Below are 11,662 nucleotides of genomic sequence, written 5' to 3' on the forward strand. Positions count from 1 at the left end.
AGCTGAGATCGTTAATCGCTATCTTCAAAATTTGAGGGGAAGGTTCAGGGTCAAGTCTGACATTCGGACACGAGCTCTGCCGTATTGACTGATACGGCAGAGCTCGTGTCCGAATGTCAGACTTGACCCCCGCTGGTTTTTAGCTGCGCTCGCGCAGGATGCGGTTGACGCCGGCCACGCGGCGCACGTTGCGCAGCAGGCCCGCCAGGTGCACCCGGTCCTTCACCTGGATCGTGAAGCGCAACTGGTGCAGCACGTGTTCCTTGTCCTCGTCCATGCCGACGTAGGTGATGTTGGCGTCGGACTCGCCGATCTCGGCCGCCACGCGCGCCAGGATGCCCTTCTCGTTGTTGATCAGCAGCTTGATGCGGCTGTCGAAACGCCGGTTCAATTCCGTGCCCCACTTGACCGCGATCCAGCGGTCCGGCTCCTTGACCTTCTGGCGCTTGGCCAGCGTGCAGTCGCTGGTGTGCACCAGCAGGCCCTGGTCGCGGCGCAGCTGGCCGAGGATGGAGTCGCCCGGGATCGGCAGGCAGCACGGCGCCAGTTGCACCGACACGCCTTCGCTGCCGCAGATGGTCACCGGATCGAGCTCGGCCGCGCTGTTGTGGTCGACCGGCGCGCTGGCCGATTCGCCGCCGCGCAGGCCGAAGATGTGGCGCGCCACCAGCGCCGCCATGCGCTTGCCGATGCCGATGTCGGCGTACAGTTCGTCGAGCGACTTGGCGCTCGATTCGTTCAGCAGCCGTTCGACCAGGTGCTCTTCCAGCAGCGGATTGATGCCCAGCGAGCTCAAAGCCTGCGACAGCAGCTGCTCGCCCAGGGTGATCGATTCCGGCAGGTTGATGGTGCGCAGGTGGTGGCGGATCGCCGAGCGCGCCTTGCCGGTGCGCACGAACGACAGCCACGTCGGACTCGGCCGTGAATTGGCGTCGGTGACGATCTCGACGATGTCGCCGTTGCGCAGCTCGGTGCGCAGCGAGGCCGGCTCGTTGTTGATGTTGACCGAGACCGTATGGTCGCCGATGCCGGTGTGGATCGAATACGCGAAGTCGATCGGCGTGGCGCCGCGCGGCAGGGCGATGATCTTGGACTTGGGCGTGAACACGTAGACCGAATCGGGGAACAGGTCGACCTTGACGTGTTCGAGGAACTCGGCCGAGTCGCCGGTCTGCTGCTGGATGTCGAGCAGCGACTGCAGCCACGCATGGGTGCGCTGCTGCATGTCCGACAGGTTGGAGTCGCCGTTCTTGTACAGCCAGTGCGCGGCCACGCCCGATTCGGCGGTGCGGTGCATTTCCTGGGTGCGGATCTGGAACTCCACCGGCGTGCCGTACGGGCCGATCAGGGTGGTGTGCAGCGACTGGTAGCCGTTGAGCTTGCGGATCGCGATGTAGTCCTTGAACTTGCCCGGCATCGGCTTGTACAGCGAGTGCAGCGTGCCCAGCGCCACGTAGCAGTTCGGGAAGCTGTCGACCACCACGCGGAAGCCGTACACGTCCAGCACCTGCGAGAACGACAGGTGCTTGCTGCGCATTTTTTTATAGATGCCGTACAGCGTTTTTTCGCGGCCGTAGACCTCGGCCTCGATGCTGGCCATGGACAGCGTGCTCTTGACCGATTCCAGGATCTTCTTGACCACCTCGCGGCGGTTGCCGCGCGCCGCCTTGACGGCCTTGGCCAGCGTGCGGTAGCGCAGCGGGTACAGGTGCGAGAACGACAGGTCCTGCAGCTCGCGGTAGATGTTGTTCAGGCCGAGGCGGTGGGCGATCGGCACGTACACTTCCATCGTCTCGCTGGAGATGCGCGCCTTCTTGGCCGGCGCCATCACCTCCATGGTGCGCATATTGTGCAGGCGGTCGGCCAGCTTGATCAGGATCACCCGCACGTCCGAGGCCATGGCCAGCAGCATCTTGCGGAAGTTCTCCGCCTGCGCCTCGATCTGGCTCTGGAATTCGATCTTTTCCAGCTTGGACAGGCCGTCGACCAGGTTGGCCACCGGCGCGCCGAAGCGTTCGATCAGCTCTTCCTTCTTGACGTCCTGGTCTTCCATCACGTCGTGCAGCAGCGCCGCCATGATGGCCTGGGCGTCGAGCTTCCAGTCGGCGCAGATCTCGGCCACGGCGATCGGATGCGAGATATACGGCTCGCCCGATTTGCGCACCTGGCCCAGGTGCATTTCGTCCGAGAAGCGGTAGGCTTCCTTGACCTTTTTCAGGTCGGCGGCGTTCATGTACTCGGCCAGTTTTTCGGTCAGATGGGTGACCGAGGCAACGCCCGCGGTCAGGGTGGGCGTGGCCAGGGGCGACGAAGAAATCACAGGCGGGATGGGAGCTGGTGCGGATGAGGCGAGGGTGGTGGTGCTATCCCCTGCGTCGGCCCCTGACGTGGCAGCAGCCGGCGCAGCGGCCGGCTGGTTGGCCCGTGCGGGCTTGCCACTCAGTGTCGGATCGGCAGGGATCAGATTCATACGTTTGCGTTCCGTCTCGATGAGAATGTGAAATGAGGATATTCCTTACCAGAATATCCCATACTTACCGCTAAACCGCACCATTCACATTGTTCGGGAACGCCGGGCCCAACTTACATTGGGACCTTTTTCAACATTTCCAGACCGACCTTGCCGGCGGCGATTTCACGCAGGGCGACGACGGTAGGCTTGTCCTTGGCTTCGACCTTGGGGGTGTGGCCTTGCAGCAGCTGGCGGGCGCGATAGGTCGCGGCCAGGGTCAGCTGGAAACGGTTAGGGATATGTTTCAAACAATCTTCAATAGTAATGCGGGCCATCTTAACTCCTAAAATCTTGTGTATTTATTCAGCGTGGATACCCAATTGGGCAAATAGCGAGGCGTTGCGCGCCGCTTGTTGCGCAAACCGGCAACGGGCCGCTCTGACTATCGCCGTCAATTCCGACAGGGCGACAGCAAATTCTTCGTTGATGATAGCATACTCGAACTCGGGAGCGTGGGCGATTTCGCCGCCCGCCGCCAGCAGCCGGCGCGTGATCACGTGGGGCGCGTCGGTGGCGCGTTTCTTCAGGCGCTCCTCCAGCGCGTCGATCGACGGCGGCAGGATGAAGATGCCGGCCGCCTGCGGGAACTGCTTCTTGACCTGGCGCGCGCCCTGCCAATCGATTTCCAGCAGGATGTCGGTGCCGGTCTTCATCTGCTGTTCGACCATGATGCGCGAGGTGCCGTAGTAATTGCCGTGCACCTCGGCCCACTCCAGGAACTCGCCGGCGTCGGCGCGCTGGACGAAATCCTCGGCGCTGGTGAAGTAGTACTCCTTGCCGTGGGTCTCGCCCGGACGCGGCGCGCGGGTGGTGGTGGAAATCGACAGCTTGATGGTCGGTTCCTGCGCCAGCAGCGCGTTGACCAGCGTGGACTTGCCGGCGCCGGACGGCGCGACGACCATGAACAGACTGCCGGCGAATGAGTTGGTTGAGCTCATGTCTCTCTTTCGAAAACGTCAACGGGCGCATCATTGCGTCGCCCAAAGATGTATTTTACCAAGAGCAAGCCCTTGCATCCAATTTACAGCAGTGTGAGCAGGTGCATGGCGGCGGCCGGCGCCCGTTCCTTGGCGCCGTTGATGAAGTAGAGGTAGGCGTCGCCGGACTTGGCGCCTTGCTGCCATTGCCGCGCTTGCGTGGCCCATTGCTGCAGCGCCGGCTTGGTGTAGCCGGTCGCCACCTCGCTGTGCGCGTTCATCAGGCGCGCGTAGACGAACTCGCCGGTGATCTCGCCGATGTTGGGGTACTTGGGCGAGTCGGTGATGACGGTGGCGATCTGGTGCCGGCGCGCCAGCTGGTAATAGTCGTCGCACAGGAAACTGTCGTGGCGGACGTCGAGCACGTGGCGCAGCTTGCGCGTACCCAGCCTGGCCGGCAGCAGCTGGAAGAACGCTTGCAGGTCGTCGGGGTCGAACTGCTTGGTGGCGGCCAGCTGCCACAGGATGGGGCCGAGCTTGTCGCCCAGTTCGCTCAGGCCGCTGCCGATGAAGCGCTCGATCGACTCGCCGGCCTCGGCCAGCACCTTGCGGTTGGTGGCGTAACGGCTGGCCTTGACCGAGAAGACGAAATCGGCCGGCGTCTGCGCGGCCCACGCGGCGAAGTGCTCGGGCTTGGCGGTGCGGTAGTAGGTGCCGTTGATTTCGATGCTGCTGAGCTGGCGGCTGGCGTACGCCAGCGCCTTCTTTTGCGGCACGCCTTGCGGATAGAAAGTCTCGCGCCACGGCGCGTAATCCCAGCCGCCTATGCCCACCCGTACCGTGCCTGTTTTCGCCATACGCCGCCCTCCCGGTCAACCCCCAAATGATAGCGCAGACGCCAGTTCGTTGCATTGTTGTAAAAAGCGGATAGTGTGACAATTGGATGGATTTCTCATGATTTCTGTATCACAATTAATCTGGAACTCTCTGACGGGCCAAGCCATCGTGCCACAGCTGCTGATCTGGACTCTGGAAGGGCAACGCTACGCACTGCCGCTGGCGGCGGTGGAGCGGGTGGTGCGCGCGGTCGCGGTGACGCCCTTTCCGGCGGCGCCCGGCGCGGTGTGCGGCATCGTCAACGTGCAGGGGCAGGTGGTGGCCGTGATCGACCTGCGGCGCCGCTTGCAACTGCCGGCGCGGGCCATCGCGCTGAGCGACCAGATGGTGTTGGCGAGCACCGCGCGCAGGCGCCTGGCCTTGATCGCCGACGCCGTCAACGGTGTCGCCGAGTGTGCCGACGAGGCCGTCGTGGCCGCCGGACAGATCGTTCCCGGCGCCGAGTACATGAGCGGCGTCATGAAGCTGGACGACGGCATGATCCTGATCCACGACCTGGATCGCTTCCTGTCACTGGACGAGGAATTAGCTCTCGAGAAGGCGCTATCCCATGTTGCTTGACCGCGATTCCGACGCCGCCCCCTCCGATGCCTTGCTGACGGCGTTCAGCGGCTACATCACGCAGCACCTGGGCCTGCATTTCCCGCGCGGACAATGGCCCGAGCTGGTGCGCGCGGCCCAGGCGCTGGACCAGGCCGGCGCCGGCGCCTGCATGCGGCGCCTGATGGCGGCGCCGCCGACCCGCGGCCAGATCGAACAACTGGCCCACCAGCTGACCGTCGGCGAGACCTATTTCTTCCGCGAACCGGCCGTGTTCGACGCGCTCGAGCACGAGGTGCTGCCGGCCCTGATCGCCGCGCGCCGCGCCGCCGGCCGCACGCTGCGCGTCTGGAGCGCCGGCTGCTGCACCGGCGAGGAACTGTATTCGGTGGCGATCCTGCTGCAGCGCCTGATTCCCGACCTGGCCGACTGGCGCATCAGCCTGCTCGGCACCGACCTCAACCCGGCCTTCCTGCGCAAGGCGGAGCAGGGCCGCTACCGCGACTGGTCGTTCCGCGCGGTGCCGGCCTGGCTGCAGCAGCGCCACTTCGGGCCGCCGCAGGACGGCTTGCGCGCCATCGCGCCGGCGCTGCGCCGGGGCGTGCGCTTCGACTACCTGAACCTGGCGGCCGACCTGTTTCCCGGTCCGGAAGTGGGCGCGCCGCCTATCGACCTGATCCTGTGCCGCAACGTGCTGATGTATTTTGAACCGGCCAGCGCCGCGCGCGCCTTGCAGCGGCTGGGGCGCGCGCTGGCGCCGGACGGCTGGCTGGCGGTCGGCATGGCCGAGGCAGGGCACGACCTGCTGGCGCCGTTCGAGCCGGTGCGCTTTCCCTGCGCGCTGCTGTACCGCCAGCGGGCGGACGCGCTCCGGCCTGAACTGACGCCGGCTATCACGGGCGCGCACTACGCCGTGCCGACCGCCGCCGCTGCCATCGCGCTCGCCCCCGGCGGGACGGCAACCATCGTCGGCGCACCCGCCGAGCAGGCCGCTTACGTGGCCGCCATCGCCGCCGCGCCTGCCGGGCACGCGCCCATCGTCGCCGCGTCCGCACCGCCGGCCCCCGCGCTGGCGCTGCGGGCCCGCCTGTGCGCCGACCGCGGCTTGCTGGACGACGCCAGCCTGTGTTGCGCCGCCGCGATCGCCACCGATAAATGCGACCCGGCGCTGCGCTATCTGCGGGCGCTGATCCTGGAAGAACAAGGGCGCGCGGCCGAGGCGATCGCCGCGCTCAAGGACGCGCTCTATCTCGACCCGGAGTTCGTGCTGGCGCATTTCACGCTGGGCAGCCTGTGCCGGCGCAACGGCGCGGCGCGCGAGGCGCAGCGCCATTTCGCCAACGCGCTGGAACTGCTGCGCGGGCACGCGCCGGACGATGTGCTGGCGCACTCGGGCGGCGTGCGCGCGGGCGAACTGGCCGAGCTGATGCGCGCCGGCGCCGGGGCCGCCTGATGCCGGCCCGGCGCCAGCAACTGGACTGGGAGCGGGTGCGCGTGCGCCTGGCCGCGGCGGCCGCCACGGCGCGCCAGCAAACGGCCGCGGCGCCGGAACGCCAGCGCGCGCTGCTGGAGCAACGCGCGCAGCTGCTGGCGCGGGTGCCGCCGGCCGCGCCGGCGCCCGAGGCCGAGGCCGAGGTGCTGGAATTCATGCTGGCCCACGAACGCTACGCGCTGGAGATGCGCCATGTGCACGAGGTGCACGTGCTGCGCGAGCTGACGCCGCTGCCGTGCACGCCGCCGTTCGTGCTGGGCATCGTCAATGTGCGCGGGCGGATCTTGTCGCTGGTGGACCTGAAGCGCTTTTTCGGCCTGCCGGAGCAGGGCTTGACGGACCTGAACAAGATCATCGTGCTGCGCGGCGGCGCCATGCGCTTCGGCCTGCTGGCCGACCAGATCCTGGGCGTGAACAAGCTGCTGCTGGCCGACTTGCAGCCGGCGCCGTCCACCCTGGGCGGGATCCGCGCCGATTACCTGAAGGGCGTGACGGCCGCCCGGTTGATCGTGCTGGACGGCGGGCGCCTGTTGTCCGATCCGGCCATGATAGTGGAGCAACATGTAGTCTGAACCAGGAGATGTCGATGGCGCAAATTTCGATACCGGACCGCCGCTGGCTGGGGGCGGGCCTGCTGTGCTGGGCCGCCGGCGCGGCGGCCCAGCAGCTGCCCAGCCAGCTTTCGCGCTTGAGCATCGAGGAGCTGGCGGAAATTCCGATCACCTCGGTGTCGAAGAAGGCCGAGTCGCTGGGCGACGCCGCCGCGGCGGTGTACATCATCACCGCCGAGGACGTGCGCCGCAGCGGCGCCACCAGCCTGGCCGAGGCGCTGCGGCTGGCGCCCAACCTGCAGGTGGCGCGCACCAACGGCAACAACTATGTGGTCACCGCGCGCGGCGGCAGCAACGGCAACGGCAACAAGCTGCTGGTGCTGATCGACGGCCGGGTGGTCTACAACCCGCTCAACGCCGGCGTGTTCTGGGAAGCCCAGGACGTGATGCTGGAGGAGATCGAGCGGATCGAGGTGATCAGCGGTCCGGGCGGCACGCTGTGGGGCTCGAACGCGGTCAACGGCGTGATCAACGTGATCACCCGCGCCAGCAAGGATAGCCAGGGCACGCTGGTGGCGCTGGGCGGCGGCAACCAGGAACGCGGCGCGGCCGTGCGCCAGGGCTGGCGGCTGGGCGAGGACGCCAGCATGCGGCTGTACGCCAAGGGCTTCCGGCGCGACGCCAACCAGACCGTGGCCGGCGCCCCGGCGGGCGACGGCTGGTCGGGGCGCCAGCTGGGGTTCCGCGCCGACTGGGGCGGGGCCGACAACGGCGTCACCGTGCAGGGCGACCTGTACGACCGCGACCTGGACCAGCTGGCCGGCAGCGACCGGCACCGCTCCGGCGGCAACCTGCTGGGCCGCTGGAACCGCGCGCTGGCCGACGGCGCGGCGTTCCAGCTGCAGGCCTACTACGACCATGTCAACAACCTGATGCCGGGCGCGGTCCAGTTCCGCGAATCGAACGACACCTACGACATCGAGGCCCAGCACCGCCTGCCGCTGGGCGAGCGCCACGAGCTGGTGTGGGGCGGCGGCCTGCGGCTGTGGCGCAGCGCCTCGACCAACGGCCCCATCCTGGTGTTCCTGCCGGAGCAGGTGGCCACCCATATGGCCAATCTGTTTGTGCAAGACACCATCGCGCTCGGCGAACAGTGGAAGCTGACGCTGGGCGCCAAGGCCGAGCGCAACTCCTACACCGGCGTCGAGTTCCAGCCCAATCTGCGGCTGGCGTGGAAGCCGGACGCCCACTCGCTGCTGTGGACCGCGGTGTCGCGGGCCTTGCGCACGCCGTCGCGGGTGGACCACGATTTCTATGTGTTCGGCATTCCGGGCGCGGCGTATCGGGGCGGGCCGAACTTCCGCTCGGAGCGGCTGACCGCGCTGGAGCTGGGCTACCGCGCCCAGCCGACCAGCCGGCTGTCGTATTCGGTCAACGCCTTCTACAACAAGTACGACGATCTGCGCACCGTGGACGCCGGCGCGGTCAAGGGCACGCTGGAGCTGGGCAACCATGCCGAGGGCAAGGTCGCCGGCCTGGAAATCTGGGGCAACTTCCAGGTCAGCCGCGACTGGCGCCTGGGCGCCAGCCAGACCCTGCTGCGCGAGCGCATCGGCCTGCTACCGGGCGCCAGCGGGCCGGCGCCGGCCGGCGGCACCGGCACGCTGTACGGCAACGATCCGGCGCACCGCTACACGCTGCGCTCCAGCCACGACCTGCCGCGCGGCATGGAGCTGGACCTGTCGCTGAACCGGGTGGCGGCCTTGCCCTATCCCGCCGTGCCGGCCTACACCTCGCTCGACGCCCGGCTGGGCTGGCGTCCGGCCGCGCGGCTGGAGCTGGCGCTGGGCGCGCTCAACCTGCTGGACCGGCGCCACGCCGAGTTCGGCAACATCACCGGCAGCTCGCCGCGCGCCGCCTTTGAACGCAGTCTCTACCTGCAACTGCTATGGAAATTCTGACCCGCCTGCCGCGCGCGCTGGCGCGCTCGGCGTTGTTGCTGCCTCTGCTGCTGGCGCTGGCGCCGTCGACCGCCGGCGCGGCCGAGGGCGAGACGCTGGAATATGCGGTCAAGGGCGCCTACCTGTACAAGTTCGGCCTGTACATCGAGTGGCCGGCCGGCGCCTTCGCCGCCCCGGCCAGTCCGCTGGTGCTGTGCGTGGTGGGCGACGATCCCTTCGGCGCCGCGCTCGACGCCGCCGTCAACGGCGAGCACGTCGACAGCCATCCGCTGCAGCTGCGGCGCCTGAAGACCCTGACGCGCGAGGCCGGCTGCCACGTGGCCTACCTGGGCGGCGCCGAGGCGCCGCACGAGCCGCTGCGCGGGGTGTTGACCGTCAGCGAGGCGCGCGGCGGCGGCGTGATCAGCTTCGCGCTCAAGGACAACCGGGTGCGCTTCAATGTCGACGACGAGGCGGCCGCGCGCAACGGCCTGCAGATCAGCTCCAAGCTGCTCAACATGGCGCTCAGCGTCAAGTCGCGCGCCGGCAAGGAGGGCCGTTAGATGCACTGGTTTATCGACAGTCCGATCCGCCGCAAGCTGATGCTCATCACCGTGCTGGCCAGCGCCATCGCCCTGCTGATGGCCGGCATGGTGATCGTCAGCTACGACGTCTACACCTACCGCGCCCAGAAGCAGCAGGAGATCGCGGTGCAGGCCGAGATCCTGGCCGCCAGCGTGGCGCCGTCGCTGGTGTTCAGCGACCCCAAGGCGGCGCAGGAATACCTGAACGCGCTGCAAGCCAATCCCGAGATCGCCGCCGCCGCGCTGTACGCGGCCGACGGCGCGCCGTTCGCCAGCTACGCGCGGCCCGACCGCCAGGCCCAGGCGCTGCCGGCGCGCGCCGAGGGGCAGGGCCAGCGCTTCGTCGGCGACGACCTGGTGGGGAGCTGGCCGATCCGGGAAAAGCAGCGCCAGGTCGGCAGCGTGTATCTGCGCATGAGCACCGAGCCGATGCTCACGCGGCTGGTGCGCTACGGCGGCATCATCCTGGTGGTGATGATCGGTTCGCTGCTGATCTCGCTGCCCAGCGCGCTGCGGCTGCACGCGGTGATCGTGCAGCCGATCCGCGACATCGCCGAGGCGGCGCGGCTGGTGGCGGCCGGCGAGATCGTGGTGCGGCCGGCCGGGCGCGCGCGCGCCGACGAGATCGGCCTGCTGCAGGACAAGTTCCGCGAGATGGCGCTGTCGCTGCAGGAGAAGGTGGCGATCGCCACCCGCATCGCCTCCGGCGACCTGCTGCTGCAGGTGGTGCCGCGCTCGGAGCAGGACGCGCTGGGCAAGGCCTTCGCGGCGATGGTCGACAATCTGCGCGAGAAGGCCGCGGCGGCCGAGCGCATCGCCACCGGCGACCTGACCGGGATGCTGGCGCCGCCGTCCGCGCACGACGTGCTGGGCAAGGCCTTCGCGGCGATGGTGCTCAATCTGCGCGAGATGAACCGCGAGATCGGCGAGGGGGTCGACGTGCTGGCGGCGTCGTCGAGCGCGATCCTGGCCGGCACCACCCAGGTGGCGGCCGGCGCCAGCGAGGCGGCGGCGGTGATGAGCGAGACCTCGGCCACGCTCGACGAGGTCAAGCAGACCGCGCTGATGGCCAGCCAGAAGGCCAAGAACGTGGCCGAGGCGGCGCAGAAGGCGGCCCAGGTGTCGCAGACCGGCAAGCGCTCGGTGGAGGAGTCGATCGAGGGCATGCAGCAGATCCGCGAGCAGATGGAGCTGATCGCCGAGAGCATCATGCGCCTGTCCGAGCAGAGCCAGGCGATCGGCGAGTTGATCGCCAGCGTCAACGACCTGTCCGAGCAGTCGAACCTGCTGGCGGTGAACGCCTCGATCGAGGCCGCCAAGGCCGGCGAACACGGCAAGGGCTTCGCGGTGGTGGCGCAGGAGGTCAAGAGCCTGGCGGCGCAGTCCAAGCAGGCCACGGCCCAGGTGCGCACCATCCTGGGCGACATCCAGAAGGCCACCGGCAGCGCGGTGCTGGCCACCGAGCAGGGCGCCAAGGCGGTCGAGCTGGGCGTGCGGCAGTCGCGCGACGCCGGCGAGGCGATCCGCCAGCTCACCGAGAGCATCGGCGACAGCGCGGTGGCGGCCAGCCAGATCGCGGTGTCGGCGCACCAGCAGCTGGCCGGCATGGACCAGCTGGCGCTGGCGATGGAGAACATCAAGGTCTCGACCACCCAGAACATGGCCAGCACGCGCCAGGCCGAGGCGGCCGCGCACGACCTGCATGCGCTGGGCCAGAAGCTCAAGGCGATGGTCGGGCGGTATCGGGTGTAACACGGAGAGGGGCGCATGGCCACGGACGACGAACGATTCTTGCAGCGCCTGCTCGCGACCTTCCGGCTGGAGGCCGACGAGCATGTCGGCGCGATGTCGGCGCTGGTGCTGGAGCTGGAGCGGCCGGGCCAGACCGGGGAGCCGGCGCGCGCGGCCGGCCTGGTGGAGACGCTGTTCCGCGAGGTGCACAGCCTCAAGGGCGCGGCGCGCGCGGTCAACCTGGCCGACATCGAGGCCGTGTGCCAGGCGCTCGAGAGCGTGCTGGCGCTGCTCAAGCGCGCCCAGTGCGCGCCGCCGGCGCCGATGTTCGAGCTGCTGTACCGCACCATCGACGTGCTGCGCGGCCTGCTCGATGGCGGCGAATATGAGCTGGGCGGGCTGCTGCAGGCCCTGATGGCGGCGCAGTCCGGCTGGTCCGCGCCGCCGCCGACGGCCGCCGCGCCGGCGCCGCCGGCCGCCGCCGCTGCCCCCATGCCG

Annotated in this window: 11 protein-coding genes; 7 read left to right on the forward strand and 4 right to left on the reverse strand. The window is 68.5% G+C overall.

Annotated features, from left to right (window positions below; translation table 11 throughout):
• Window positions 1-139 precede the first annotated feature (139 nt).
• The 4 genes from AC07OK_RS30445 to AC07OK_RS30460 all read right to left on the reverse strand — a co-directional run bounded on the left by AC07OK_RS30445 (window position 140) and on the right by AC07OK_RS30460 (window position 4,286).
• Window positions 140-2,470, reverse strand: a complete 2,331-nt coding sequence (locus AC07OK_RS30445; protein ID WP_494693787.1) for a RelA/SpoT family protein — start codon at window positions 2,468-2,470, stop codon at window positions 140-142.
• 113 nt (window positions 2,471-2,583) lie between these two features.
• Window positions 2,584-2,787 carry a DNA-directed RNA polymerase subunit omega gene (gene rpoZ / locus AC07OK_RS30450; RefSeq protein WP_026334175.1) on the reverse strand — a complete coding sequence of 68 codons (204 nt, stop codon included), beginning with the start codon at window positions 2,785-2,787 and terminating at the stop codon, window positions 2,584-2,586.
• A gap of 24 nt (window positions 2,788-2,811) precedes the next feature.
• Window positions 2,812-3,450, reverse strand: coding sequence for a guanylate kinase (gmk, locus tag AC07OK_RS30455; RefSeq protein WP_494693788.1), 639 nt, complete (start codon window positions 3,448-3,450; stop codon window positions 2,812-2,814).
• Window positions 3,451-3,533: 83 nt separating this feature from the next.
• Window positions 3,534-4,286 (reverse strand): DUF72 domain-containing protein, encoded by a 753-nt coding sequence (locus AC07OK_RS30460; protein WP_494693789.1) that lies wholly within the window; start codon window positions 4,284-4,286, stop codon window positions 3,534-3,536.
• Window positions 4,287-4,383: 97 nt separating this feature from the next.
• Between AC07OK_RS30460 and AC07OK_RS30465 the strand changes: the two genes are divergently transcribed.
• The 7 genes from AC07OK_RS30465 to AC07OK_RS30495 all read left to right on the forward strand — a co-directional run.
• Window positions 4,384-4,887: a chemotaxis protein CheW gene (locus AC07OK_RS30465; protein ID WP_494693790.1), complete on the forward strand. Its 504-nt coding sequence runs from the start codon at window positions 4,384-4,386 to the stop codon at window positions 4,885-4,887.
• Entirely contained in the window at window positions 4,877-6,319 is a 1,443-nt protein-coding gene (locus tag AC07OK_RS30470; protein WP_494693791.1) for a CheR family methyltransferase, read from the forward strand. Before AC07OK_RS30465 ends, AC07OK_RS30470 begins: the two co-directional genes overlap by 11 nt.
• Window positions 6,319-6,930 (forward strand): chemotaxis protein CheW, encoded by a 612-nt coding sequence (locus AC07OK_RS30475; protein WP_494693792.1) that lies wholly within the window; start codon window positions 6,319-6,321, stop codon window positions 6,928-6,930. Before AC07OK_RS30470 ends, AC07OK_RS30475 begins: the two co-directional genes overlap by 1 nt.
• 14 nt (window positions 6,931-6,944) lie before the next feature.
• Window positions 6,945-8,870 carry a TOL_0244 family TonB-dependent receptor gene (locus AC07OK_RS30480; RefSeq protein ID WP_494693793.1) on the forward strand — a complete coding sequence of 642 codons (1,926 nt, stop codon included), beginning with the start codon at window positions 6,945-6,947 and terminating at the stop codon, window positions 8,868-8,870.
• Window positions 8,858-9,412: a TOL_0243 family YfiR-like periplasmic protein gene (locus tag AC07OK_RS30485; protein ID WP_494693794.1), complete on the forward strand. Its 555-nt coding sequence runs from the start codon at window positions 8,858-8,860 to the stop codon at window positions 9,410-9,412. Before AC07OK_RS30480 ends, AC07OK_RS30485 begins: the two co-directional genes overlap by 13 nt.
• A complete protein-coding gene (locus AC07OK_RS30490; RefSeq protein ID WP_494693795.1) occupies window positions 9,413-11,185 on the forward strand; it encodes a sensor histidine kinase, YfiR-like protein-associated in 1,773 nt (590 codons plus the stop codon). It abuts the gene before it with no gap.
• Window positions 11,186-11,200: 15 nt separating this feature from the next.
• The coding region (locus AC07OK_RS30495; protein ID WP_494693796.1) for an Hpt domain-containing protein at window positions 11,201-11,662 on the forward strand (462 nt) is incomplete at its 3' end.

The sequence above is a fragment of the Duganella sp. GW821-FHT07G03 genome (genome assembly GCF_059418605.1).